The following is a 25,601-nucleotide window of genomic DNA, read 5'->3' as shown; positions in this document are numbered from 1 at the left end:
GGTGTTGCCGCCCTGCGCGCGAAAATGTGTCCGAAGATGCAAATCATTCGCAATTGCATTGACAGGTCGGGAGTGATCGGCAATTGATAACGCAATTCATTCGCAATAGCGGGTAAGGGCATGCTGGATCGTTTGCAGGCGGAAGGCGGATCGGGCTGGCGGCGCGAGCGCGGAGACCCGGCGCTGTCGGAGGTGCACGGCACCGTTTCCGTTTCCAAGCGGACCGGGATCTGGCGCTTCTTCGCCTTCATGGGGCCGGGCTATCTGGTCGCCACCGGATATATGGACCCCGGCAACTGGGCGACCTCGCTCGCCGGCGGCTCGCGCTTCGGCTTCACGCTGCTGACCGTCGCGCTGCTCTCCAACATGATCGCCATCCTGTTGCAGGCGCTGTGCTCGCGCCTCGGCGTTGCCTCGGGGCGCGATCTTGCTCAGGCCTGCCGCGACGCCTTTCCGCGTCCGGTCGGCTTCGTGCTGTGGATATTGGCGGAGGCGGCAATCTGCGCCACCGATCTCGCCGAGGTGATCGGCACGGCGATCGGGCTCAACCTGCTGTTCGGCATTCCGCTCGAAATCGGTGTGGTCATCACCGCGCTCGACGTGTTCCTGATCCTATGGCTGCAGACTCTCGGCTTCCGCTGGGTGGAGGCGCTGGTGGTGACGCTGCTCGCGGTGATCGCTGTGTGCTTCGGCATCCAGATCGCGCTCGCCGATCCGGACTGGGGCGAGGTGATCCGCGGCTTCGCGCCGACGACGGAGATCGTGACCAATCCCGATATGCTCTATCTGGCGCTCGGCATCCTCGGCGCGACCGTGATGCCGCATAACCTCTATCTCCACTCGGCCATCGTGCAGACCCGCCGACACGACGGCACACTCGACGGCAAGCGCGAGGCGATCCGGCTGGCGACCTGGGATTCGACCATTGCCCTGATGTTCGCGCTGACCATCAACGCCTCGATCCTGATCCTTGCCGCCTCGACCTTCCATGCCGGCGGCACGGGCGAGGTCGCGGACCTCGGCAAGGCGCATGAACTGCTGAATCCGCTGCTCGGCAGCGCAATGGCTCCGACGCTGTTCGCGATCGCCCTTCTGTGCTGCGGCCTGAACTCCACGGTGACGGCCACCATCGCGGGGCAGGCTGTGATGGAGGGCTTTCTCAGCATCCGCCTTGCACCCTGGCTGCGCCGGTTGATCACGCGCTCCATCGCCATCGTGCCGGCGGCGGCTGTGACGGTCGCTTATGGCGAGAGCGGCGCGGGATCGCTGCTGATCCTCAGTCAGGTCGTATTGAGCCTGCAACTGCCCTTCGCTGTGGTGCCGCTGATCATGTTCACGGCCGACCGGCGCAAGCTGGGGACATTGGTCGCCCCGCTCTGGCAGATCGTGCTCGCCTCGCTGGCAGCGGCGCTGATCATCGCGCTGAACATGAAGCTCCTCTACGACTTCTTCACCGGCGTGTGACGCGCGGCGACGAAGGTCCTCCTTGCACCGGCCCCTTAGTCGCGCTCTGATCGGCGCGACGATCCCGGGGAGAGTGCGGCGATGGACGGTGGACCCAGTTTCTTCGGCGACCTGCTCGGCTCGATCGCGGAGCGCGGGCGGCAGCTTCTCGACCTCGGGCGTGAGCGCCGGCCGCAGGGCGCCATCCGCGCCGCCGGCCTTGTCGAGCTGTGCGAGCAATTGCTGAGCGGGCGCGGGGAGGCGTCCGGCACCGCGCTGGCACGCGAAATCCTCATTCTGTACCGCTCATTGAAGACCGCCGAGAAGATCGCCTTCTTCGAGGCGCTGGCGGGCGTGTTCGGGCCGGACAAGGCGCGGCTCGACAAGGCGGTCGCGCGCTATGTCGCCGACCCCACTCCGGCGGCGCTGGCGGAGCTGCACGGGGTGAGCGAGCCGCGCCGGCAGGAACTCATCCGCCGGGTGAACCTCGCGCCGGGCGCAACCGCGCAGTTGGTTGCCATGCGCGCCGAATTGCTGGACACCCTGAAGCGCCGCCCCGATCTCGCCGAGGTGGACCGCGACTTCACCCATCTCTTCGCTTCCTGGTTCAATCGAGGGTTTCTCGTGCTGCGCCGGATCGACTGGTCGACCCCCGCCAATGTTCTGGAGAAGATCATCCGCTACGAGGCGGTGCACGAGATTCGCGACTGGAACGATCTGCGCGCCCGGGTCGACAGCCCGGACCGGCGCTGCTACGCTTTCTTCCACCCCGCCATGGTCGACGAACCGCTGATCTTCGTCGAGGTGGCGCTGACCCGCGATATCCCCGAGGCGATCGGCCCGATCCTGGCGCAGGAGCGCACGCCGCTCGACCCGGCCAAGGCCAAGGTCGCGGTGTTCTATTCGATTTCGAACTGCCAGACCGGCCTCGGCGGGGTGAGCTTCGGCAATTTCCTGATCAAGCAGGTGGTGGAGGAAATCTCCCGCGACATGCCGGGGCTCACCACCTATGTCACGCTCTCGCCGGTGCCGGGGTTCCGCGCCTGGCTGGAGGGCGAGCGGCGGCGCGAGGCGTCGATGGTGCTGACGGAGGAAGACCGCGCGGCGCTGGAACAGCTCGACGCCGCGCCGGGTGACGCGGCGGTGCGCGCAACGCTCTCACCGGTAATCGCGGCGCTTGCGGCGCAGTATTTCCTGCGCGAGCGCTCGGCCAAGGGCAAGCCGCTCGATCCGGTCGCGCGCTTTCACCTCGGCAACGGCGCGCGGCTGGAGCGCATCAACCCGTTCGGCGACCTGTCGCCGCGCGGCATGAAGCAGGCCGCCGGGTTGATGGTGAACTACCGCTATGTGCCCGACGACATCGAGAAGAATCACGAGGCGTTCTTCGACAAGGGTGAGATCGTCGCCAGCGCCCCGGTGCGCAAGCTGCTGCGTCCTGACAATGGCGCGCGCCTGCCGGCCGTGAAGGAAAAGGCGAACTGAGCCTTCGAAGAAGGGCCCATCAGGTCATTCCGCTTTCCCGTCACGGCAGAAATTCTCGAACAGCACGGCCATGACCTCCCGTGCGGCCTTGTTGTCGAGGAAATAATACAGCGTGCGATGCTCGCGGCGGTAGGAGACGATGTTCTCCTCCTTCAGCTTGGCCAGATGCTGCGACATCGAGCTCTGCGGCAGACCGGTCGCCTCGATCAGCGCCGTGACGCTGCGCTCGCCCTGAGCAAGCTCGCACAGAATCAGCAGCCGGTGCGGACTGGCCAGCCCTTTCAGGAATCCGGCGACCCGATCGGCCTTCGCCGCCATGGACTCGATCCCGCTCGCGGCGTCCATGCGTAAACTCCCGCTTTTCATATCGTAAAAATATGATATCATAAAAATATGAATTGATAAATGCCGGAGAACAGCATCATGAGCAAGGACTATCGGGAACTGACCCGCGACATCACCGCCTATACCAGTGAAATGCGCAAGCTGGTGCCCGACGCGATGCAAGGCTTTCACGCGCTCTCGCGCGGGGCGAGCGCCAATGGCGCGGTGGATGCCAAGACAAAGGAGCTGATCGCGCTCGCCATCGGCATCACCCAGCGCTGCGACGGCTGCATCGGCTTCCACGCCAAGGCGCTGCATGGCATGGGCGCGACGCGGCAGGAGATCGGCGAGGTGGCGGCGATGTGCGTCTATATGGGCGGCGGGCCGGCGCTGATGTACGCCGCCGATGCCCTGCGCGCCTTCGACCAGTTCGCCGCGCCGCAGGCCGCGTGAGGAAGGGCGTGGCGGTAGCCCGCCCTTGACAGGCCGTTCCCGCTTATGCCCGATGCCCCGACACTCAGGGTTTCGGGATATTGGTTCGGCGATGCGATTTCTTCCTCACCTTTTGAAGCGCTTCGTCCACAAGGGCAGCCTCACCGTCATCGGCCCCGACGGGACTCGCACCGTGTTCGGTTCCGGCGAGGACGGGCCGAAGGTGGTCATGCGCTTGCACGACGACAAGCTCGACCGCGAGCTGTTCTTCAATCCCGAGTTGGTGGCGGCCGAAGCCTATATGGACGGCCGCCTCACCTTCGAGGAAGGCTCGGGCGTTTACGACTTCCTGTACCTGTTCTCGGTGAACCGGAAGGGGCTGGGCTCGCATCCGGTGCAGCAGGCGCTGCGCCGGTCCTGGCGCGCGCTCAAGCGCTGGCACCAGTCCAACCCGCTCGGCAAGGCCGCGAGCAACGCGCAGAGCCATTACGACCACCCGCCGGAATTCTACCGGCTGTGGCTCGATTCGCAGATGATCTATTCCTGCGCCTATTTCCCGACGCCCGACGCGTCGCTGGAGGAGGCGCAATGGGCGAAGCTGCGCCACATCGCGGCCAAGCTGAAACTTGAGCCCGGCATGCGGGTCGCCGAGATCGGCTCGGGCTGGGGCGCGCTGGCGATCTATCTCGCCAAGCTTGGCGTGCATGTTACCGCGATCAACGTCGCCACCGAACAGCTCGCCGAATCGAAGAAGCGGGCCGAGGCGGCCGGGGTGCTCGACCGCATCACCTTCTTCGAGCGCGACTATCGCGAGTTGACTGGCCAGTTCGACCGCGTGGTCTCGGTCGGCATGATGGAGCATGTCGGCGTCAATCATTTCGACGAGTATTTCGAGACCATCAAGCGGTTGCTGGTGCCCGGCGGCTTCGCGATGATCCACGCGATTGGCCGCATGTCGCCGCCCGGCTCCACCGGGCCGTTCATCCGCAAGTACATCTTCCCCGGCGGCTATGTGCCGGCAATGTCCGAGGTGTTTTCCTCGCTGGAGCGGGTCGGCCTGTGGACGGCCGACTGCGAAATCCTGCGCCTGCACTATTACTGGACCATCAAGCACTGGCGCATGAACTTCGAGAAGGTGCGCCCGGAAGTGGTGGAGATGATGGGCGAGCGCTTCGCGCGCATGTGGGAGTTCTACCTTGTGGCGGTGGAGCTCGGATTCCTGCACGGGTCCAACATGGTCTACCAGCTCCTGCTCGCCAATGAGCGCGACGCGGTGCCGGTGATCCGCGACTTCATCACCGATGGCGAGCGCGCTCTCACCGCCGCCGAGGCCGCCGGCTAATTTCGGTCCGGGCGAGGGGAACCGCGAGTAGGTTCGCTCGTTAAAGCTGACTATTCGTGTCGCTCGCTGGCTTCGAAAGGTCGCCGGCCAAGGTTCCCAGGCCCAATGACCGTTGCCACTCGGCGCCATCTGATGCGCGCCCGTACTCCACACGCCCGGCCGCCGGTGTATGAAGCCGTCGGCGTCATCGCCGCCCGCACCGTAATGCGGCGCGAACGACCTCTGCCTGCGCGGGACGCGCGTTCGAAAGGTCCCGCCATGCTGCCGTCTGATCCCGTCGATCTGACCAATTGCGACCGCGAGCCGATCCATGTGCCCGGCTATATCCAGCCGCATGGATGCCTGCTCGCCTGCGACGCGGCGGTGTCCATTGTCGAGCGTCATTCCGAAAATGCGTGCGAACGCCTGGGCTGCGTGGGTCCGATTCTGGGCCGTCCGCTCGCCCAAGCCATCGGGGCGGAGGCGGCGGGTCGCATCGCCGCGACGCTCGGCGCCATGGCGCCTGACGCGCCGCCGGCCTTGATGTTCGACCTCGCGGTGCCGTCCGGCGCCCGGTTCGACGTGACGCTGCACCGCTCCGGCGGGCAGGTCGTGGTCGAGCTGGAGCCGGCCAGCGCGCAGGACGGGCCGGCGCTCGACCGCGTGCGCGGCATCCTCGCCCGCATCCGGGACGAGGAGAACATCGACAACCTGCTCCACCTGACCAGCCGGGTGCTGCGGGACGCGCTGCGCTATGACCGGGTGATGGTCTACCGCTTCGCCGCTGACGGTGCCGGGCAGGTGGTGAGCGAAGACAAGCGCGAGGATCTGGAGAGTTTCCTTGGCCAGTGGTTCCCGGCGAGCGACATTCCCCAGCAGGCCCGCGAGCTGTATCGCCGCAACATCATCCGGGTGATCGGCGATGCCGGCGGCGCGCGCTCGGCGATCCTGCCGGAGGTTGAGCCCGGCATCGAGCCGCTGGACCTCTCGCATGCGCATCTGCGTGCGGTGTCGCCGATCCATCTCGAATATCTGCGCAACATGGGCGTGGCGGCGTCGATGTCGATCTCGGTGATGATCGACGGCACGCTTTGGGGGCTGATCGCCTGCCACCATTACGCGCCGCGCGTGCTGCCGATGGCGGACCGGGTGGCGGCGGAAATGTTTGGCAGCTTCTTCGCGCTGCGCCTGCACGCGCTCAAGCAGAAGCGCACGCTGGTCAGCGCCACCGAGGCGCGGCGTGCGCTCGACCGCTTCCTCAGCCTCGCCTCCAAGAACGACGATGTGGGCGGTTTGCTGCGCGCCAATCTCAAGGAGTTCGGCAGCCTCATCCCGTGCAACGGCATCGGCCTGTGGCTGGGCGGCGAATGGACCGGGGAGGGTACCGTGCCGCCCGAGGCGATGGTGCCGGGCCTCGCGCGCTTTGTCGGCACGCAGGCGGAAGGCCGCATCTGGGTCAGCGATGCGCTGTCGGAAGCCTGGCCCCCCGGCGAGAGCTTCGCCGACGAGGTGTCCGGCGTGCTCGCATTGCCGCTGTCGCAGCTGCCGCGGGACTACCTGTTCTTCTTCCGCAGTGAGATGGTGCACACACTGGATTGGGCCGGCCGGCCGGAAAAGACCTATGAGACCGGCCCGCTCGGTGATCGCCTGACGCCGCGCAAGAGTTTCGCGATCTGGAAGGAAACCGTGCGCGGGCGCGCCAATCCATTCTCGGACTCCGACCGCGAAATCGCCGAGGCGACACGTTCCGCCCTCGTCGACATCCTGTTGCGCCACAACGAGATGATGGCGGACGAGCGCGCCATGGCCGACACCCGCCAGCGCATGCTCAACGAGGAGCTGAACCACCGGGTCAAGAACATCCTCGCCATCATCCAGTCGCTGGTGGAGCGTTCCAAGCAGGATGGCCGCTCGCTCGAAGCCTATGCCGAATCGCTGCGCGGGCGCATCCAGGCGCTGGCGCTCGCCCATGACCAGGTCGTGCGCGGGGCCGGCGGCGGCGCGTTCCTCGATCTGCTGCGCGCCGAGCTGTCGCCCTATGGCGGCACCGCCTCGCGCATCCTGCTGCACGGGCCGGCTTTGGCGCTGGACGCCCGCGCCTTCTCGGTGATGGCGCTGGTGCTGCACGAACTTGCCACCAACGCCGCAAAATATGGCGCGCTGTCGCGTCCGGGCGGTGAACTCGATGTGCGCTGGCACATGGAAGAGGGTGACTGCGTGGTGGTCTGGCGCGAGAGCGGCGGGCCGAAGATCGCCGAGGCGCCCCGGCGCAGCGGCTTCGGCACTGCGCTGATCGAGCGCTCGATTCCCTACGATCTCAGTGGTGAGAGCCGGATCGTGTTCAACGAGGATGGGCTTGAGGCGCATTTCCGCATCTCCGGCCAGCATGTCGCCGCCGAGGGCGACAGCGACGGTCCGGTCGACGCCGTTGCCGAGGTCGATGTGACGATCAGTTCCAACACGCTGGCGGATGCCCGGCTCCTGCTGGTGGAAGACCAGATGCTGATCGCCATGGATGTGGAGCTGATGCTCAATGATGGCGGTATCACCGATATCGTGACCTCCGCCTCGGTCGCCGACGCGCTGCGGAAGCTCAAGGACTTCACGCCCGACCTCGCGGTGCTCGACGTCAATCTGGGCTCGGGAACCACCTCCGCCCCTGTGGCGCAGGAGTTGAAGAAGCGCGGCGTGCCCTTCATCTTCGCCACCGGCTATGGCGACCGCTCGATGATCCCGCCCGATTGCGCCGACGTGCCGGTGCTCTCCAAGCCGTACGACCGCGACGCGATCATGGTCGCCCTGCTTGAACTGCGCCGCAACCGGCCGCCCGTCGGGGAGGGCTGAGCGGGGTGCCTGAGCGGCGATCGCGAGGGAGGGGTTGCCACCCCGGTACGCTTTCCGTTATGAGGAACGCAGTAGAGCAATCTCGCGAGAGCCGAGCCGTGACGCATTCGTCCGCCCGCTGCATTTCCGCGACCCCGGCCGCCAAGCGGTTTGCGGGGAACGCTCTCCTTCTGTCCGGCCTGCTTCTTCTTAGCCGCCCCTGAGGGCCGGCCGGGCTGCGTGCCTGGGCGCTCAGGGGATGACGCCCGAACCGCCTGCCACACCGACAGCCGAGCCGATGACCAGATCCCCGTGCGGGATGCCGGCGACGCGACAGAAGGAAAAGTCCGATGTCCTCTTCTTCCAGCGCCCATGATCGCGTGGTGATCTTCGACACCACCCTGCGTGACGGCGAGCAGTGCCCCGGCGCCTCCATGACCTTCGAGGAAAAGCTCGAAGTCGCCGAACTGCTCGACGCCATGGGCGTCGACATCATCGAGGCCGGCTTCCCGATCGCCTCCAATGGCGACTTCGAATCGGTCTCCGAGATCGCGCGCCGCACCGAGCGCGCCGTGATCGCCGGCCTCGCCCGCGCCATTCCCGCCGATATCGCCCGCGCCGGCGAGGCGGTGAAGCATGCTCGCCGCCCGCGTATCCACACCTTCGTGTCGACCTCGCCGATCCATCTCGAACACCAGATGCGCAAGACGCAGGATCAGGTGATCGACATCATCACCGCGACCGTTACCCAGGCGCGCAACCTGATCGACGATATTGAATGGTCGGCGATGGACGCCACGCGCACCCCAATCGACTATCTCGCGCGCTGCGTCGAGACGGCGGTGAAGGCGGGTGCCACCACGATCAACCTGCCCGACACGGTCGGCTACGCCACGCCCTCCGAATATGAGGCGATGTTCCGACAGGTGCGTGCCCATATCCTCGATCGGGTGCCGAACGGCGACAGGATCGTCTTCTCGGCTCATTGCCATGACGATCTCGGCCTCGCGGTCGCCAATTCGCTGGCGGCGCTGGCCGGTGGTGCGCGGCAGATCGAATGCACGATCAACGGTCTCGGCGAGCGCGCCGGCAATGCCGCGCTGGAAGAGGTGGTGATGGCGATCCGCACGCGCGGAGACGTGCTGCCCTATGAGACCGGCATCGATGCCAGCATGGTCACGCGCGCCTCCAAGCTGGTCTCGGCGGTGACGAGCTTCCCGGTGCAGTACAACAAGGCCATCGTCGGGCGGAACGCCTTCGCCCATGAGAGCGGCATCCATCAGGATGGCATGCTCAAGAACAACACCACCTACGAGATCATGACGCCCGAAAGCGTCGGGGTGTCCAAGACCTCGCTGGTGATGGGCAAGCATTCCGGCCGCGCCGCCTTCCGCGACAAGCTGAAGGCGCTGGGCTACGAGCTCGGCGAGAATGCGCTGAACGACGCCTTCACCCGCTTCAAGGACCTCGCCGACCGCAAGAAGGTGGTCTACGACGAGGACATCGAGGCGCTGGTCGATCAGGGCATCGCGGTGGCGCATGACCGCATGAAGCTGGTCTCGCTCTCGGTGATCGCCGGCAGCCACGGCCCGCAGCGCGCCACCATGAAGATGGAGGTCGACGGCCAGCTCTTCACCGTCGAGGAAGAGGGCAATGGCCCGGTGGATGCGGTGTTCAACTGCATCAAGGAGATCGTGCCCCACACCGCCAAGCTCGCGCTCTATCAGGTCCACGCCGTGACCGAGGGTACGGACGCGCAGGCGGAAGTGTCGGTACGTCTGGAGGATGGCGACAAGGCGGTGACCGGGCGCGGCTCCGATCCCGACACGCTGGTCGCCTCGGCGCAGGCCTACATCATCGCGCTCAACAAGCTGCAGGCCAAGAGCCAGAGCCTCAACGCGCAGTCTCAGCCAGCCGCCGAGTGAGCGGACTTGTCTGACCATCACGCGGCGCGGGGCCTCAGCTTCGCGCCGCCTTTCGATTCGCGTGGTGCCATAATGTTGGCGGGCTGATTGGCGAGGACTTCCGCTTAACGCGGGAGACCGGCAGCTTGAGACGCTTTGCTCCATGACGGCCGCCGCGGCGGCGCCGAACATTGCGCTGGTGGCGACGGATCGGCCGCCGACGCTCGTCGCGGTCGATCCCCGCGCGGCGGAGGCTCTTCGCCTTGCGTCCTCCGTCGCGCTTCATCTCCTGCTGGTGCTGGCCGTGATGCGGCTCGGCCTCGCGCCGGCGCTGCCGCCCGAGCCGGCTGCGGTGACGGTGGAGGTGCTCAGCGGGGAGGCCTTCGACGCGCTGCGCGCGCCCGCCCCGCCCGCCATGCCGCTGAACGGAGCCGGGGAGGGGCTCGGTTCGCCATCCTCCGCGCGGCCGGCGGCCGTGCCGCCGGTCACGACCCGGCCGGACGGCATGATCCATCCCTCGACCATGCTGTCGCAAAAGGCGCTCGCGGAGTCCGCGAACCGCCCGCTGCGCCGCCAGCTTGCCACGCTGGCCGACGAGGAACACATCGCCCAGCTCTGCGACCTTGAGGCGATGGAGCAGATCCATGCGTGGAAGCGCGAGGTCCAGCCCGACCGCCTGGTCGATTACGCGCTCTCCGATCCGCGACTGGAGGAGGCGACCTTTATCGCCCATGGCGCGGCGTTCCGGGCCGGCCATCAATGGTACGAACTGTCCTATCGCTGCGAGCTCGATGCTGCCCGCCGGCTGGTGACCGGCTTCTCCTTCAAGGTCGGCCCACCGATCGCGCGCGAGGAATGGAGCGCGCTCAACCTTCCCGCCGTGCATTGAGCCGCGTCAGGTCCGGCGCGGATCGATCCCGCATTCGGCCTCGACATGCACGAACAGCGCCTGTTCCAGCGCGTCGAGCACCGCGGCGCTGCCGAGCGCCACGCCGTCCAGCGCGACGATGGGGCGGAGGAAACGCAGGCTGTTGGTGGCGAACGCGGCCTGCGCGCCGGCCAGTGCCTCGCGGGTGAGCGGAACTTCCGCCACCTCCAGCCCGAGGGAAGGAGCGATCTGCATAACCAGCGCCCGCATGACGCCGGGCAGGCAGCCTTCCGACAGGGGCGGCGTCACCAGCCGGTCGTCCATGAGCGCGAAGACATTGGCGATGGTGGTGCAGGCGACGCGGCCCTGCGTGTTGAGGATCAGCGCATCGTCCACGCCGGCCCCTGCCGCCTCGCGGGCGGCAAGGATATGATCGAGATAGCCGAGGGTCTTGAGATTGGCCGTGGGCGAGAATTCGTTGCGCCGTCCCGTGGCGGTGACGACCCGCGCCGGCTGGCCCAGCAAGGCCGGGCTCCATGGAGCGGCCGTGACCAGCACCGTCGGCTCTCCTGCGCTCAGCGGCCAGAGCCCGCGCGCGGCGGTGCCCCGCGTCAGCGTGGTGCGCAGGATGGCGGGAGTGGCCGGCAGGGCGGCGTCGATCGCCGCGTCGATGCGCGCATGTTCGATGGCGATGCCGATGGTCTGCGCCGCCGCCAGCAACCGCGCGACGTGGCGCTCGCGGGCGATCATCACTCCGCCCAGCGCCAGCGCCGTGTCGAACACGCCGTCGCCGAGGGTGAAGCCGCGATCCTCGAAGCTGAGCGTGCTCACGCCGGGACGCGCGCGCGTTCGAGGAAGTTTTCGAGAATCGCATAGCCGTGCTCGGTGAGCACCGATTCCGGGTGGAACTGCACCCCGAAGGTCGGGTGTTCGCGATGGGCGAGCCCCATGACCTCCCCATCTTCGCTCCAGGCGGTGGCGTCCAGCGGGCCGTCATCGTCCAGTTCCACCGCCAGCGAATGGTAGCGCCCGGCGGAGAACGGCGAGGGCAGGCCGGCGAACACGTCGCGGCCTTCATGGCGCACCTGCGAGGCGCGCCCATGCATCGGCGTCTTCGCGCGCACCACGCGCCCGCCGAACGCCTGGGCGATGCATTGATGGCCGAGGCAGATCCCGAGAATCGGCAGCCGGCCGGAGAGCGCGCGTATCGCCTCCAGCGACACACCGGCCTCGTCGGGCGAGCACGGGCCGGGCGAGATCACCAGCGCCTCCGGGGCCATGGCCTCGATGGCGGAAACATCCAGCGCGTCGTTGCGCGCCACCTCGACCTGCCGGCCGAGTTCGCGGAAGTAGCGCGCCACGTTGAAGACGAAGCTGTCGTAATTGTCGATCAGCAGGATCATCGTCCGGTCCTCACGCTTTCTGCGGGACGAAGGCGCGGAACAGTCGCTCGGCCTTGGTGAGGCTCTCGGCATATTCCAGCGCGGGATCGGAGAGCACGGTGATGCCGCCGCCGACACCGAAGCGGGCTTCCTCCCGCTCCACCGTCACGGTGCGGATGGCGATGTTGAAATCCATGGCGCCGTCGAAGCCGATATAGCCGATGGAGCCGCAGTAAAGCCCGCGCGGCACGCCTTCCAGCTCGTGGATGATCTCCATGGCGCGAATCTTCGGCGCGCCGGTGATCGAGCCGCCGGGGAAGGAGGCCGCCATCAGGTCGAGCCCGTCGCGGCCCTCGTCAAGTTCGCCGGTCACCACCGAGACGAGGTGATGGACATTGGCATAGGTCTCCAGCCCGCACAGGCGCGGCACCTTCACCGTGCCGGGCGCGCAGACGCGCGAGAGGTCGTTGCGCAGCAGGTCGACGATCATGACGTTCTCGGCGCGGTCCTTCTCGCTGCCGGACAGCTCGCGGCCGCGGAAGGCGTCCAGCGTCGGCTCCACCGAGCGCGGCACCGTGCCCTTGATCGGCCGCGCCTCGACCTGCCGGTCCTCCAGCCGCACGAAGCGCTCCGGCGAAGAGGAGGCGACGATGCGGTCCTTGTTCACGATCAGCGCGGCGAAGGTGGCCGGATTGGCAACCCGTAGCCGTTCATAGAGCGCCAGCGGGTCGACCTTGCCGATCCGGGCGCGGAACTGCTGGGTGAAATTGGCCTGGAAGATGTCGCCGGCGCGGATGTAGTCGATCACCCGCGCGACGGCGGTCTTGTAGGCGGCGGCGTCAAAATTCGAGCTCCATCCGGTGACCGCCGGCGCGGTGCCGAGCGGAGGCGTCGGGGCGGCGAGGCGGGCCGTCGCGTCCTCCAGCCGCTCGCGCGCCCGTTCCAGCCGCTTTGCAGGCTCGCTCTCCGGCCAGCCGGTGGAAACGATGAAGGCGCGCCGGGCCGCATTGTCGAAAGCGACCACCAGATCGTAGAAGCCGAGGTCTATCTCGGCGCCTTCGCCCGGCTCGGGGGCGGGCGTGGGGAAACGATCGAACAGCCGGCCGGCCTCATAGGCCATATAGCCCGCCGCTCCGGCCTGAAACGGGACGCCGCCCGGCAGGCGCGGCTGGGCATAGAGCGCCAGCAGCCCGCGCAACGCCGCCGCCGGTGGCTCCGCCAGTGGCTTCCCGTTCCAGAAAGCTGCCCCGCCCTCGACGCGGAAACGCCCGAACGGTTCGGTCATCGCGAACGACCAGCGGCCGAGGAGCGGATGCACCATGGCGCTGTCGAGGAAGACGAGGCCGGGCACCCGCGCGCCCTCGCGCCGCGCCAGCCGGCGGGCGGCCTGCCACGGGTCCTGGAAAGCGATCTCGACGACGAGCGGCGGCGGTTCCTGAATCATGATCGGAATATGAGGTGAAGTTGCGCCGGTTCCTAGACCGCTTGCCCGTTCCCCGGCACCCGAATATCGCGCCGGGGGACGCTGTCACCATAGAACCAAAGAGACCTTGACGCTTGGGCACGCGGATGATGCCTTAGCAGGCCTCACGATGGCGCCCCGCGAATGGATGGCGCCTGTCCATAAAATATCGCGATCAATGTCTCGGGAGGGACGCATGAACAACTTCAAGGCCGCCGCCGCAGGTCTCGCGGCGCTGGCGTTCGCTGCCATGCCGACCGCGTTCGCGCAGGCTCAGGATTATCCCTCGCGGCCCGTCACCATGGTGGTGCCGTTCTCGGCCGGTGGGCCGACCGATACGGTGGCGCGCCTCGTCGCCGAATCCATGTCGCGCTCGCTGGGCCAGCAGGTCGTGGTGGAGAATGTCGGCGGCGCCGGCGGCACGCGCGGCGCGGGCCAGGTCGCCAAGGCGAGCCCCGACGGCTACACCATCCTGCTGCACCATATCGGCCAGGCGACCGCGGCCACGCTGTATCGCAAGCTGCCCTACAACGTGCTGACCGACTTCGAGGAGGTCGGCCTCGTCACCGACGTGCCGATGACCCTGATCGGCAAGTCCGGTCTGGAGCCAAAGGACGTGACCGAGCTTGTGGCCTTCGTGAAGGACAAGAAGGACGGGGTGATCTACGGCAATGCCGGCGTCGGCTCCGCTTCGCATCTGTGCGGCATGCTGTTCATGTCGGCGCTCGGCACGCAGATGACCACTGTTCCCTATCAGGGCACGGGCCCGGCGATGAACGACCTCGTCGGCGGCCAGATCGACCTGATGTGCGACCAGACCACCAACACCACTGGCCAGATCAAGGCCGGGAAGGTCAAGGCCTATGCCGTCACTACCCCCAATCGCCTCAAGTCGCTGCCCGACCTGCCCACCATGCAGGAAGGCGGCGTGAAGGACTTCGAGATCGCGGTGTGGCACGGCGTCTACGCCCCGAAGGGCACGCCCAAGGAGGTCGTGACCAAGCTCAACGCCGCGCTGGTGGCGGCGCTTCAGGACCCCAAGGTCATCGCCCGCTTCGCCGATCTCGGCACCGAACCGGTGGCCCTCGACCGCGCGACGCCCGAGGTCCACGAGAAGTTCCTCGCTGCTGAAGTCGCGAAATGGAAGCCCGTCATCGAGCAGGCCGGCGTGTTCGCCGACTGAGCGCGGACTGACACAGACCGCCCGTCCGCCGCCCGGCGGACGGGCGGTTCCACATTCGCATTCCCGGGGGGAACGCCGCGCATGACGCGTTACATAAAGAGCCCGAAGGACGTAACTGCCGGCATCGTACTCATCTTGCTGGCCGCTCTTTTCGCCTGGCTGGCCACGGACCTGCCGCTTGGGCGCGCCGTGCGCATGGGGCCGGGCTATTTCCCGATGATCCTGTGCGGCCTGCTGGCCTTTCTCGGGCTGATCGTCGTCATTTCCGGCCTCGGCGTGGCGAGTGAGGGCGGCGAGGAGGCTGGCTTCGGCTCGGTATCGTGGCGCGGCCTGTTCTTCGTCACGCTCGCGGTGGTGGTGTTCGGCCTCGGCATCCGCACGCTGGGCATCGGCCCCTCCATGGGGCTCGCGGTGTTCCTGTCCTCGCTGGCCAGCGCCAAGTTCAACCTGGTGCGAAGCCTGATGATGTCGGCCATCATGGTGGCATTCTCCTGGGCGGTGTTCATCAAGGGCCTCGGCCTGCCGCTTCCCATGCTCGGCCCTTGGCTGGGCGGTTACTGACGGCAGGAGCGCACCCATGGAAATCTTCGACAATCTCGCGCTCGGCTTCTCGGTCGCCCTCTCGTTCCAGAACATCTTCTACTGCTTCCTCGGCGTGCTGCTCGGCACGCTGATCGGCGTCCTGCCGGGTCTCGGCCCGGTGCCGACCATCGCGATGCTGCTGCCGATCACCTTCGGCCTTCCCCCGGTCGCGGCGCTGATCATGCTCGCGGGCATCTATTACGGCGCGCAATATGGCGGCTCGACCACGGCGATCCTGATCAACCTGCCGGGCGAATCCTCCTCGGTGGTGACGGCGATCGACGGCTATCAGATGGCAAAGCAGGGCCGCGCCGGCACGGCGCTCGCCACCGCGGCCATCGGCTCTTTCATCGCCGGCTCGGTCGCGACCTTCCTGCTGGCGGTATTCGCGCCGCCGCTCGCCGATCTCGCGCTGAAATTCGGGCCACCGGAATATTTCGCGCTGATGGTGCTCGGCCTCATCGCCTCGGTGGCGCTGGCCTCCGGCTCGGTGGTGAAGGCGCTGGCCATGGTGGTGCTGGGCATCCTGCTCGGGCTTTCGGGACAGGACGTCTACACCGGCACGCCGCGCTTCACCTTCGACATCGTGGAACTGGCGGACGGCATCGAGTTCGTGGCGCTGGCCATGGGCGTGTTCGGCCTCGGCGAAATCGTGCGCAACCTTGAGGACGAACATACCCGCACCGTGATGGTGCAGAAGGTGAAGGGGCTGCTGCTCTCGAAGGAGGACATCAAGAAGATCGCCGGTCCGATCCTGCGCGGCACCTTCCTCGGCTCGTTCCTCGGCATCCTGCCGGGCGGCGGCGCGATCCTGTCCTCCTTCGCCTCCTACTCGATCGAGAAGAAGATCTCGCGAGAGCCGCAGAAATTCGGCAAGGGCGCGATCGAGGGCGTGGCGGGGCCGGAGAGCGCCAACAATGCCGGCGCGCAGACCTCCTTCATCCCGATGCTCACCCTCGGCATTCCCTCGAATCCGGTGATGGCGCTGATGATCGGCGCGCTGATCATCCAGGGCATCGTGCCCGGCCCGAATGTGGTGAACGAACAGCCCAACCTGTTCTGGGGCATCGTCGCCTCGATGTGGATCGGCAATTTCATGCTGGTGGTGCTCAACCTGCCGATGATCGGCATCTGGGTGCGCCTCCTCACCGTGCCGTATCACATCCTGTTCCCGCTGATCGTCGGCTTCTGCTGCATCGGCGTGTACAGCGTGAACAACAATTCCATCGACGTGTTCACCATGGCCCTGTTCGGGCTGATCGGCTACGCGCTGGTCAAGCTCGACTGCGAGCCGGCGCCGCTGCTGCTCGGATTCATCATCGGGCCGATGCTGGAGGAATATCTGCGCAGGGCCATGCTGATCTCGCGTGGCGACCCCATGGTGTTCTTCACCCGGCCGATCTCCGCCACCATGCTCGCCCTTGCCGCGCTGGCGCTGATCGTCGTGCTGCTGCCCTCGGTGCGCAAGAAGCGCGAGGAAGCGTTCCAGGAATGATGTGAAGAAAATGACAGAGGGAGCGTGCGGGTATGGACACGCCCGAATCCCTCTGCTACACGACCGCCACTTGCCGAGGCGATGTTTCGCCAAGCAACCCGGTCGGGCGCATAGCTCAGTTGGTAGAGCAGCTGACTCTTAATCAGCGGGTCCTAGGTTCGAGCCCTAGTGCGCCCACCATTCCTTGGTGGTACTGACCGATACAGCCCCGCGGCACTTTCTGCTGCGGGTCTTTGTGTTTCCGGCACTGGCACATTCCACTGACGTCGCGTGCCGCAACTCTTGCGCTACCTGCGAAGGATACCTCGTCATCGACAATTCATCGATGCTTTGCGCCCATTGCCTGCGCTGCGGCCGCCGCTCCGTCGTCGGTCGCTCCAGCAGCGCGCTGCTCTCCGAGAGCGAGGGCGAGGGCGGCAAGCCGCGGCTGCGCTGCGACATGTGCGGCGGGCGCAATGTGAAGCTGTTCCAGGCGCAGGGCCCGGTGGAGATGCTTGCCTTTCTGTCCGGGCGGCTCTGATCTCGCAGTGAACGATTTCCCCGGTCGGGCGTTACCGGGTCGGGATCGTGACCTCGAGGAGAGCGGGACATGTCAATGCACGTACCTGGAAACGAACAGTCGGGAGACGCTTCCGCGTCCGGGCCCAAGCGCGCAACCGCGGCGCATAGTCCCGCGGCGGCGGCCGACGCGTTGACCGCCATCCCTGCGCTTCCCGCACCCGAAGAACCCGCGATCGGCGAGCGGCGCTATTCGTTCAACGCTCTGCTCACCATCGGTCTCGCCGGATTTCTGCTCGGACGCCTGTGCTCGCGCTAAACGGCGGCATTTTCCGACGACTTTAACCACGGGCGGGGCCGAACCCCGCCGGAAGGCACCCCATGCAAACCCTCACCGTCCGCCACGTCACCCAGTACAATTACGTCAACCCGGTCGAATTCCAGCCGCACCGGCTAATGCTGCGCCCGCGCGACAGCCATGATCTGCGCCTCGTCGCGGCGGAGATGGCGATCTGGCCGCCGTGCAAGACGCGCTGGCTGCACGACGTGTTTGGCAATTCCGTCGCCATCGTCGATTTCCTCGAACCGTCCAACGAGCTGCGCATCGAGAGCGTGCTGACGCTGGAGCGCTACGGGATGGGCACGCTGTCGTTCGAGCTGGAGGAGACGGCGGCCAGCTACCCATTCGTCTATTCCTCGGACGACCGCACGGACCTCGGACGCATGCTGGAGGGCCACTATCCTGACCCTACCGGCGAGCTTCAGGCCTGGGCCAAGCAGTTCGTCGCCGGCCGGCCGACCGACACGATGGCCCTGCTGACCGACATCAATAACGGCATCCATCAGGGCTTCGCCTATCAGGTGCGCCATGAGCAGGGCACGCAGCCCCCGCTGGAAACGCTGCGCCTCGGCACCGGCTCGTGCCGCGACTTCGCGCTGCTGCTGATCGAAGCGGCGCGTTCGCTCGGCTTCGGGGCGCGGTTCGTCACCGGCTATCTCTACGATCCGGCGCTGGACGGCGACGGGCCGCAGGCCATCGGCGCGGGCGCGACCCATGCCTGGGCCGACATCTACCTGCCGGGCGCCGGCTGGATCGAGTTCGATCCGACCAATGGCACCATCGCCGCCGATAATCTGATTCGCGTCGCGGTTACGCGGGACCCGAGCCAGGCCGTGCCGGTCGCGGGCGGCTTCACCGGGCTGGTCGGCGACTATCTGGGCATGACCGTGGACGTCTCGGTGCGCCAGCAGCCCCCCGAGGCGCTTGCAGCCTGACGTTCGGTTGACGGCACCGTCCGCCCATGGCTCGATGCTTCGCATGCGGAGGATCGAGCCATGACGGTCAGATCATGACGGTGGAGATCTGGGCGTGGCTGGCTCTCGCGGCCTACGCGCTTCACATCCTTGAGGAATTTTCGCTCGACTGGCGCGGCTGGGCACGGGAGGTGCTTGGCCTTCCGGTGGAGTGGGCGGATTTCTACATCACCAATGCCGCCGTCATCGTGCTGGGTCTGGTGCAGGCCCAGCTGAGCTATCTGCTGCCTGTGGTGCCGCTGAGTTTTGCGGCGCTGATGCTGATCAACGCCACCTTCTTCCACCTCGTGCCGATCTTCGCCGCGCAGGGACGGTTCTCGCCCGGCGCGATTACGGCCGTTCTGCTTTTCTATCCGGTTGGGATCGGCATGTACCGCGCGGCGGGCGCGCAGGGGCTGCTGAACGGCTGGACCATCGGCCTGTCGATCGCCGGCGGCGCGGGGCTGATGGCGTTCCCGATCCTGCTACTCAGGCTCAGGACGCTGCCCTATTTCCGGCAGTCGCCCTGAGTCCGGTTCGGTGACGGGCGGTCCTAGGCCGCCGCGCCTTCCAGTGTCGGATAGGTGGTGTAGCCCTGCTCGCCGCCGCCATAGAGCCGGTCGCGATCGAGTTCATTGAACGGGCCGCCGCGCTTCAGGCGCTCCACCAGGTCCGGGTTGGAGATGAACAGCTTGCCGAACGCCACGAGGTCGGCCTTGCCTTCCGCGATCACCTTGTCCGCCATGGCGCGGTCATAGCCGTTATTGACCATCCAGGTGCCGCTATAACGCTTGCGCAGTGCCTCGAAGTCGAAGTCCGGGGCGATGTCGCGCGGGCCGCCGGTGGCGCCCTCGATCATGTGGACATAGACTGGCTTGAGGTCTTCCAGCACGTCGAGCACATGGTTGAACAGCGCCTGCGGGTTGCTGTCCGAGAGGCCGTTGGCCGGCGTGACCGGGGAGAGGCGGATGCCGGTGCGCGCCGCGCCGATCTCGCCGATGATCGCGGCGGTCACTTCCTTGAGGAAGCGGGTGCGGTTCTCGATAGAGCCGCCATAGGCATCCGTGCGCTGGTTGGCGCCGTCGCGCAGGAACTGGTCGATCAGATAGCCATTGGCGCCGTGGATCTCGACGCCGTCGAAGCCGGCTTCCATGGCCTTGGCGGCCGCCTTGCGGAAATCGTCGACCACGCCGGCAATCTCGGAAAGCTCCAGCGCGCGGGGCTCGTCGACATCGTGGAAGCCGTTATTCACATAGGTCTTGGTCTGGGCCCGGATCGCCGACGGGGCGAGGGGGGCGGCGCCGCCCGGCTGGAGCGAGCGGTGCGAGACGCGCCCGACATGCCAGAGCTGGACGAAGATGCGCCCGCCAGCGGCACGAACCGCTTCGGTGACCGGCTTCCAGCCGGCGACCTGCGCGTCGGTATAGACGCCGGGCGTGTCCTGATAGCCCTGCGCGGTGTCGGAGACCTGCGTAGCCTCGGTGACGATCAGGCCGGCGCTGGCGCGCTGGCGGTAATATTTGACGGCGAGGGGATTGGGTACCAGTCCGGCGACGGCGCGGTTGCGCGTCAGCGGCGCCATGACGATGCGGTTCGAGAGAGTGAGGTCGCCGAGGCGATAGCTGTCGAACAGCGAGGGGGTCGTGGACATGTCTGAAATCCTGGAAGTTGCGTTGTGGGCTGACATAGGTGTCCCGCTCCATCCTGCTAGTGCATCGCGCGCGATATTGCTGACGGTTTCGCCCGGCGCATTGCGGGTATGCCCGATATGCATAGCTTACGGTATGGCAAGTGATCATAACGTTGCTTACTATATGTCGCGTTAGAGGATGCTGTTCGATGCCTTTTCCCGATGATGTTCTGACCCTGCTGCACGAAGTGGCGCATCTGATGCGGATCCGCTTCGATCAGCGTGCGCGGGCCTTCGACATGACGCGTGCGCAGTGGGTGCTGCTGATCAAGCTGGAGCGCCAGCCGGGAATGACCCAGAACGAGCTGGCCGCACTGGTGGAGGTGGAGCCCATAACCGTCGCTCGCCTCGTCGACAGGCTGCAGGCGCGCGGCTTTGTGGAGCGGCGCCATGACGCCAATGACCGGCGGGTCTGGCGGCTTCACCTGAAGCCCGAGGCCGATCCGATCCTCAAGGAAATCGCCGTGGTGCGGCGCGAGATGATGGCGGAGCTGCTGGGGGACAATCTTCCCCCCGAGACGGTCGCCGCCATGGAGGCCGCGCTGCGCCTGATGAAATCGAACCTTGTCGAGAGCGGCCGCCGCTGCCCCCTCGACGCGGCATCGTGAAGAGAACGACCATGCTCGACCGCACCAAGAACCCGCCCGACCTGCCGGATGCCTCTGCTGACGAGGGGTCGCGCCTTGCGCCGGAATTGCCCGCCGCCGTCGACAAGCCCGCGCCCCCTGTCTCGCGCCGTCGTCGCCTGCGGCTGCCGCTGATGCTCGGCGGCGTGGCGCTGGTCGCGCTCGGCGCCGGTTATGGCTGGCTGAGCGGCGGGCGCTATGTCTCGACCGACGACGCCTATATCCGCGCCGCCAAGCTGATGGTCTCGACCGACGTCTCTGGCCTCGTTTCCGAGGTCGCGGTCCATGAGGGTCAGACCGTCAAGGCCGGCGATGAGCTGTTCCGGATCGATCCGCGCCAGTACGAGATCGCGCTGCGCAACGCGCAGGCCAATCTCGACGAGGTGAAGCTCGATCTCGAAGGCCGCAAGCTCGACTACCAGCGCATGATGAGCGACATCGCCGCCGCCGAAGCTACGCTGAACAACGATCAGGCCACGATCGACCGCTACAACGTGCTGGTGAAGGACCCGGCCGCCCTATCGCGCGCCAGCTACGATCAGGCCCGGTTCACGCTCGATGCCGACAAGGCCAAGCTGGAATCGCTGAAGCAGCAAGCCGCGGTGCAGCTCGCCAAGCTCGGTGGCGACCCCGGTTTCGACGTCGAGACCCACCCGCTCTATCTCCAGTCCAAGGCCAGCCTCGACGAGGCGCGCCGGCAGCTCGACCACACCACGATCCGCGCGCCGTTCGCCGGCACGGTGACCGAGGTCGACAGCCTCCAGCCCGGTCAATATCTGGTCGCTCAGACGGCGGCGCTGACCAATCAGGGCGCGGTGGGGCTGATCTCCGACGACAAGGTGTGGATCGACGCCAATGTGAAGGAGACCGACCTCACCTATGTGAAGCCGGGCGACGAGGTGAGCGTCACCGTCGATGCCTATCCCAACCATGACTGGAAGGGCACGGTCGGCACCATCGCCCCGGCGAGCGGGGCCGAGTTCTCGATCCTCCCCGCGCAGAACGCCAGCGGCAACTGGGTGAAGGTGGTCCAGCGCGTGCCGGTGCGCGTGCTGGTCGAGCGTCGCGACAGCGATCCCCCGCTGCGCGCGGGCATGAGCGCGGTGGTCGATATCGACACCGGCCATTCGCGCAAGCTGACCGACATTCTCTGATCGCTTCCGGCCGCCCCATCGCCCCCCGCGGGCGGCCGGAGCGCGGCGGACGAGAGGTCTCCGACCCGAAACCGGACCCTCTCGTCCGCCGACCCCACCACGGCATGCGACCGCCGGCTCGGCCGCGGAGTGCTCCATGATGAACGCCACCACAGCTCCCGCCGCCATGGCGGCGCCGGATGCGACAAGTCCCGGCCTGACACGGACCCTCGTCACCGTCTGCGCCATGATGGCGACGCTGATGCAGGCGCTCGACGCCACCATCGCCAATGTCGCGCTGCCCTACATGCAGGGCTCGCTGTCGGCGACCGCCGACCAGATCACCTGGGTCCTGACCTCCTACATCGTTGCCGCCGCCATCATGACCGCGCCGGTGGGCTGGCTGTCGGCCCGCTTCGGGCGCAAGAGTGTGTTCATCGTCAGCCTGGTCGGGTTCACGGTGGCGTCCATGCTGTGCGGCGTCGCGCAGTCGCTGACCCAGATGGTGATCTTCCGCCTTGCGCAGGGCGTGTTCGGCGCGGCGCTGGTGCCGCTGTCGCAGGCTACGATGCTCGACCTCTATCCGGCAGAGCAGCGCGGGCAGGCGATGGCGGTCTGGGGCATGGGCGTGATGCTTGGCCCGATCCTCGGCCCGACGCTCGGCGGCTGGCTGACCGACGCCTATAATTGGCGCTTCGTGTTCTACGTGAACCTGCCCTTCGGCGTGCTGGCCACAGCGGGGCTGGTGCTGTTCCTGAAGGACAGCAAGCGCGACGACAAGCTTCGCTTCGACTGGATCGGCTTCGGCGTGCTGGCGCTTGGAATCGGCGCGCTCCAGATGATGCTGGACCGCGGCGAGCAGAAGGACTGGTTCTCCTCGACCGAGATCATCGCGGAAGGCGTGCTGGCCGGGCTCGGGCTCTATCTGTTCACCGTGCATATGATCACGGCGGAGAAGCCGTTCCTCAGCCCGCGCCTGTTCAAGGACCGCAATTTCGCGGCCGGGCTCGTGATTATGTTCGCCATCGGCATGGTGCTGCTGGCGACCTCGGCGCTGCTGGCGCCCTACCTGCAGAATCTCGGTGGCTACCCGGTGCAGACCGCCGGCCTGCTGATGGCGCCGCGCGGCTTCGGGACCATGATGGCGATGATGGTCGCCGGCCGCATCATCTCGAAGACGGAGCCGCGCCTCATCATGCTGCTCGGCCTCGGGCTGATCGCCTGGAGCCTGTGGGAGATGACTGGATGGACGCCGAATGTGAGCACATACGAACTGGTCTCGAACAGCATTGTGCAGGGCGCGGGACTGGGTTTCGTGTTCACCCCGCTGACCGTGACCGCCTTCGCCACGCTGGCACCGGAGCTGCGCACCGACGGCACTGCCCTGTTCAGTCTGGTGCGCAATGTCGGCAGCGCCATCGGTGTGTCGATCACCTCGTTCCTGCTGTCGCAGAATACCCAGATCATGCACGCCGCGCTCGCCGAGCACGTTACGCCGTTCAACCGCATGCTCCAGGCTGCCGGCGCTTATCAGTACTGGAACATTGCGAACCCGGCCACGTTGGGCGCGCTGAACGCCGAGATCACCCGGCAGTCGACCGTCATCGCCTATGTCGACGACTTCAAGTTCATGATGCTGATCACGCTGCCGACCGCGCTGCTGCTTTTGCTGATGAAGGCGCCGGCGAAGCAGAAGCCGGGCGAGGGGCATGTCGAGGTGCTGGACTGAGCCCGGCACCCGTCGCCGGACTTATTTCAGGCCCAGTCTCCTACTTCAGGCGACAGGTGAAGCTGGTGCCGTTGGCGGTGACGCCGGTGGCGACGTTTCCCTTGCGCGTCACAGCGTAATTGCCGCCACGGCTGAAGCCGTCGAGATGCACATAAGCCTTGGCGCCACCGTCATATTTGGCGGTGCGCAGGCCGGGCGCCTCGCATGTCCAGCTCGGTGCGGCGTGGGCGGCGGGGAGGGCGGAAAACAGGCACAACGCGACGCTCGGGACAATGATCGGTTGGCGCATGGGCTTGATCCTGCATGATCTGTCTCAGCGTAATATGGCACCGCTCGATGATGCAAGCGCCACGCGCGGGGCGGCTGCACATTCGCCGCGACATGCTCTAGAAGGGAGCAACTGCCGCAGGGGCCTTCATGATCGACATCGCCACGCGCGTTTACAACCACACCTGGAAGATCGATCCGATCGTGCGCTCCGTGCTCGACACGGATTTCTACAAGCTGCTGATGGCGCAGACGATCTATCGCCGTCACTTCCAGACGCGGGTCACCTTCGGCATCATCAACCGCTCCTCCCATGTGCGGATCGCCGATTTCGTCGATGAGGGAGAACTGCGCGAGCAGCTCGACCATGTGCGCGGCCTGTCGCTGACGCGCGGCGAGTCGACCTGGTTGCGCGGCAACATGTTCTACGGCAAGCGCCAGATGTTCTCGCCCGACTTCATCGCCTGGCTGGAGGGCTTCCGTTTCCCCGCCTATCACCTCGAAAAGCGTGACGGGCAGTATGAGCTGACCTTCGAGGGACCGTGGATCGAGACCACCATGTGGGAGGTCCCCGCGCTCGCCATCATCAACGAGCTGCGCTCGCGTGCCGTGCTGCGCACCATGGGGCGGTTCGAACTGCAGATCCTCTACGCCCGCGCCATGGCACGGGTCTGGGCCAAGGTGGAGCGACTGCGGGCGCTGGGCGGGGCGAGCGTCGCGGATTTCGGCACGCGCCGCCGCCACGGCTTTCTGTGGCAGGACTGGTGCGTGCAGGCGATGATGGAAGGGCTGGGCGAGCGCTTTCTGGGTACCTCGAACTGCCTGATCGCGCTGCGTCGCGAGGTGGAGGCCACCGGCACCAACGCCCATGAGCTGCCCATGGTCTATGCCGCGCTGGCGAAGAGCGACGAGGAACTCGCGCAATCGCCCTATCGCGTGCTCGCCGACTGGCAGCAGGACTATGAGGGCAATCTCCGCGTCATTTTGCCCGATACCTTCGGCACCACCGGCTTCCTCAGGCACGCCCCCGACTGGGTGGCGCGCTGGACCGGCATCCGAATTGACAGCAAGGAACCGATCGAAGGCGGCGAGGAGGCGATCGCCTGGTGGCGCGCGCGCGGGCAGGACCCGACCACCAAGCTTGCCATCTTCTCCGACGGGCTCGACATCGACGACGTGGAGCGCATCTACCGCCATTTCCATGGCCGCATGCGCATGGGTTTCGGCTGGGGGACATTGCTGACCAACGATTTCCGGGGCTTCGCGCCCGATGGCGCGCTCGACCCGATCTCCATCGTCTGCAAGGTGATTTCCGCCGACGGCCAGCCGACCGTGAAGCTCTCGGACAACCCGACCAAGGCCATGGGGCCGCCCGAGGCGATCCAGCGCTACAAGAAAATTTTCGATGTCGAGGAGCAGGAGCGCCGGGCCGTTCTGGTGTGAGGATTCTCGGCCAGAGGAAGGGTTTAGGTTGGAGGTAATTCAGTAAGCCTGCAATGGATGGCGCGAAAACCGGCGCAGAGTTGCCGCAATCGGTGGGCAAGGTGAAAAATAAGCCGTGTGTCTTTCTTGCATCAAAGCGTTGAGTGCCGGTAAGGTGCCGCAATATGACGTGATGCAGGGGATGCCCGCGCAGGGAAGCGGCCACTGTCGGCCGCCGCAGA

The 25,601-nt window shown here is 66.6% G+C and carries 24 protein-coding genes and 1 tRNA gene; 19 read left to right on the top strand and 6 right to left on the bottom strand.

Going from position 1 to position 25,601, the window contains the following annotated elements; genetic code table 11:
- The first annotated feature begins 120 nt into the window (after window positions 1-120).
- Both VRZ77_RS06525 and VRZ77_RS06520 read left to right on the top strand, forming a co-directional pair.
- Window positions 121-1,464 (top strand): Nramp family divalent metal transporter, encoded by a 1,344-nt coding sequence (locus VRZ77_RS06525; protein WP_414591856.1) that lies wholly within the window; start codon window positions 121-123, stop codon window positions 1,462-1,464.
- Between the two features lie 81 nt (window positions 1,465-1,545).
- On the top strand, window positions 1,546-2,925 hold the full coding sequence (locus VRZ77_RS06520; protein WP_414591855.1) for a malonyl-CoA decarboxylase: 1,380 nt from the start codon (window positions 1,546-1,548) through the stop codon (window positions 2,923-2,925).
- 24 nt (window positions 2,926-2,949) lie between these two features.
- On the opposite strand, the gene VRZ77_RS06515 is transcribed toward VRZ77_RS06520, so the two are convergent.
- Entirely contained in the window at window positions 2,950-3,243 is a 294-nt protein-coding gene (locus VRZ77_RS06515) for an ArsR/SmtB family transcription factor (protein ID WP_414591854.1), read from the bottom strand.
- A 105-nt stretch (window positions 3,244-3,348) separates the two neighbouring features.
- Between VRZ77_RS06515 and VRZ77_RS06510 the strand changes: the two genes are divergently transcribed.
- From VRZ77_RS06510 to VRZ77_RS06490, 5 genes are all read left to right on the top strand, one after another.
- Window positions 3,349-3,702 (top strand): carboxymuconolactone decarboxylase family protein, encoded by a 354-nt coding sequence (locus VRZ77_RS06510; protein WP_414591853.1) that lies wholly within the window; start codon window positions 3,349-3,351, stop codon window positions 3,700-3,702.
- Window positions 3,703-3,793: 91 nt separating this feature from the next.
- On the top strand, window positions 3,794-5,023 hold the full coding sequence (locus VRZ77_RS06505; protein WP_414591852.1) for a class I SAM-dependent methyltransferase: 1,230 nt from the start codon (window positions 3,794-3,796) through the stop codon (window positions 5,021-5,023).
- A 258-nt stretch (window positions 5,024-5,281) separates the two neighbouring features.
- Entirely contained in the window at window positions 5,282-7,846 is a 2,565-nt protein-coding gene (locus VRZ77_RS06500) for an HWE histidine kinase domain-containing protein (protein ID WP_414591851.1), read from the top strand.
- Between the two features lie 329 nt (window positions 7,847-8,175).
- Window positions 8,176-9,750: a 2-isopropylmalate synthase gene (locus VRZ77_RS06495; RefSeq protein WP_414591850.1), complete on the top strand. Its 1,575-nt coding sequence runs from the start codon at window positions 8,176-8,178 to the stop codon at window positions 9,748-9,750.
- Window positions 9,751-9,892: 142 nt separating this feature from the next.
- A complete protein-coding gene (locus VRZ77_RS06490; RefSeq protein WP_414591849.1) occupies window positions 9,893-10,618 on the top strand; it encodes a DUF930 domain-containing protein in 726 nt (241 codons plus the stop codon).
- A 6-nt stretch (window positions 10,619-10,624) separates the two neighbouring features.
- Here the strand turns inward: VRZ77_RS06490 and VRZ77_RS06485 are convergent, their stop codons facing one another.
- From VRZ77_RS06485 to pabB, 3 genes are read right to left on the bottom strand one after another with little or no spacing between them, the layout of a single operon-like run.
- Window positions 10,625-11,428: an aminotransferase class IV gene (locus tag VRZ77_RS06485; RefSeq protein ID WP_414591848.1), complete on the bottom strand. Its 804-nt coding sequence runs from the start codon at window positions 11,426-11,428 to the stop codon at window positions 10,625-10,627.
- Window positions 11,425-12,000, bottom strand: a complete 576-nt coding sequence (locus VRZ77_RS06480) for an anthranilate synthase component II (protein ID WP_414591847.1) — start codon at window positions 11,998-12,000, stop codon at window positions 11,425-11,427. The genes VRZ77_RS06485 and VRZ77_RS06480 overlap by 4 nt, the downstream gene beginning before the upstream one ends.
- A gap of 10 nt (window positions 12,001-12,010) precedes the next feature.
- Window positions 12,011-13,423 carry an aminodeoxychorismate synthase component I gene (pabB, locus tag VRZ77_RS06475; protein WP_414591846.1) on the bottom strand — a complete coding sequence of 471 codons (1,413 nt, stop codon included), beginning with the start codon at window positions 13,421-13,423 and terminating at the stop codon, window positions 12,011-12,013.
- Between the two features lie 214 nt (window positions 13,424-13,637).
- On the opposite strand from pabB, the gene VRZ77_RS06470 reads away from it, so the two are divergent.
- The 8 genes from VRZ77_RS06470 (at window position 13,638) to VRZ77_RS06435 (ending at window position 19,022) form a co-directional block, all read left to right on the top strand.
- Window positions 13,638-14,624: a tripartite tricarboxylate transporter substrate binding protein BugD gene (locus VRZ77_RS06470; protein ID WP_414591845.1), complete on the top strand. Its 987-nt coding sequence runs from the start codon at window positions 13,638-13,640 to the stop codon at window positions 14,622-14,624.
- A gap of 81 nt (window positions 14,625-14,705) precedes the next feature.
- Entirely contained in the window at window positions 14,706-15,185 is a 480-nt protein-coding gene (locus VRZ77_RS06465; protein ID WP_414591844.1) for a tripartite tricarboxylate transporter TctB family protein, read from the top strand.
- 16 nt (window positions 15,186-15,201) lie between these two features.
- The gene (locus tag VRZ77_RS06460; protein WP_414591843.1) at window positions 15,202-16,701 is read left to right on the top strand and encodes a tripartite tricarboxylate transporter permease; all 1,500 of its coding nucleotides are present in this window, start codon (window positions 15,202-15,204) and stop codon (window positions 16,699-16,701) included.
- Between the two features lie 104 nt (window positions 16,702-16,805).
- A tRNA-Lys gene (locus tag VRZ77_RS06455) sits at window positions 16,806-16,881 on the top strand.
- 145 nt (window positions 16,882-17,026) lie between these two features.
- The gene (locus VRZ77_RS06450) at window positions 17,027-17,221 is read left to right on the top strand and encodes a hypothetical protein (RefSeq protein ID WP_414591842.1); all 195 of its coding nucleotides are present in this window, start codon (window positions 17,027-17,029) and stop codon (window positions 17,219-17,221) included.
- Between the two features lie 69 nt (window positions 17,222-17,290).
- Entirely contained in the window at window positions 17,291-17,518 is a 228-nt protein-coding gene (locus VRZ77_RS06445; protein ID WP_414591841.1) for a hypothetical protein, read from the top strand.
- A gap of 62 nt (window positions 17,519-17,580) precedes the next feature.
- Window positions 17,581-18,474, top strand: coding sequence for a transglutaminase family protein (locus VRZ77_RS06440; RefSeq protein ID WP_414591840.1), 894 nt, complete (start codon window positions 17,581-17,583; stop codon window positions 18,472-18,474).
- A gap of 74 nt (window positions 18,475-18,548) precedes the next feature.
- Window positions 18,549-19,022, top strand: a complete 474-nt coding sequence (locus VRZ77_RS06435) for an HXXEE domain-containing protein (protein ID WP_414591839.1) — start codon at window positions 18,549-18,551, stop codon at window positions 19,020-19,022.
- A gap of 23 nt (window positions 19,023-19,045) precedes the next feature.
- On the opposite strand, the gene VRZ77_RS06430 is transcribed toward VRZ77_RS06435, so the two are convergent.
- A complete protein-coding gene (locus VRZ77_RS06430; protein WP_414591838.1) occupies window positions 19,046-20,143 on the bottom strand; it encodes an alkene reductase in 1,098 nt (365 codons plus the stop codon).
- 188 nt (window positions 20,144-20,331) lie between these two features.
- On the opposite strand from VRZ77_RS06430, the gene VRZ77_RS06425 reads away from it, so the two are divergent.
- The 3 genes from VRZ77_RS06425 (at window position 20,332) to VRZ77_RS06415 (ending at window position 23,670) form a co-directional block, all read left to right on the top strand.
- Complete coding sequence (locus VRZ77_RS06425; RefSeq protein WP_414591837.1) at window positions 20,332-20,790, top strand: MarR family winged helix-turn-helix transcriptional regulator; 459 nt, start codon at window positions 20,332-20,334, stop codon at window positions 20,788-20,790.
- Between the two features lie 11 nt (window positions 20,791-20,801).
- Complete coding sequence (locus VRZ77_RS06420) at window positions 20,802-21,962, top strand: HlyD family secretion protein (RefSeq protein WP_414591836.1); 1,161 nt, start codon at window positions 20,802-20,804, stop codon at window positions 21,960-21,962.
- A gap of 136 nt (window positions 21,963-22,098) precedes the next feature.
- Window positions 22,099-23,670 carry a DHA2 family efflux MFS transporter permease subunit gene (locus VRZ77_RS06415; protein WP_414591835.1) on the top strand — a complete coding sequence of 524 codons (1,572 nt, stop codon included), beginning with the start codon at window positions 22,099-22,101 and terminating at the stop codon, window positions 23,668-23,670.
- A gap of 40 nt (window positions 23,671-23,710) precedes the next feature.
- On the opposite strand, the gene VRZ77_RS06410 is transcribed toward VRZ77_RS06415, so the two are convergent.
- Window positions 23,711-23,959, bottom strand: a complete 249-nt coding sequence (locus VRZ77_RS06410; protein WP_414591834.1) for a hypothetical protein — start codon at window positions 23,957-23,959, stop codon at window positions 23,711-23,713.
- 128 nt (window positions 23,960-24,087) lie between these two features.
- Between VRZ77_RS06410 and pncB the strand changes: the two genes are divergently transcribed.
- Window positions 24,088-25,380: a nicotinate phosphoribosyltransferase gene (pncB, locus tag VRZ77_RS06405; RefSeq protein WP_414591833.1), complete on the top strand. Its 1,293-nt coding sequence runs from the start codon at window positions 24,088-24,090 to the stop codon at window positions 25,378-25,380.
- Window positions 25,381-25,601 lie beyond the last annotated feature (221 nt).

The sequence above is a fragment of the Ancylobacter sp. G4_0304 genome (assembly GCF_047501495.1).
Lineage (GTDB): Bacteria > Pseudomonadota > Alphaproteobacteria > Rhizobiales > Xanthobacteraceae > Ancylobacter.
This window is presented reverse-complemented; position numbering and strand designations above follow the sequence as displayed.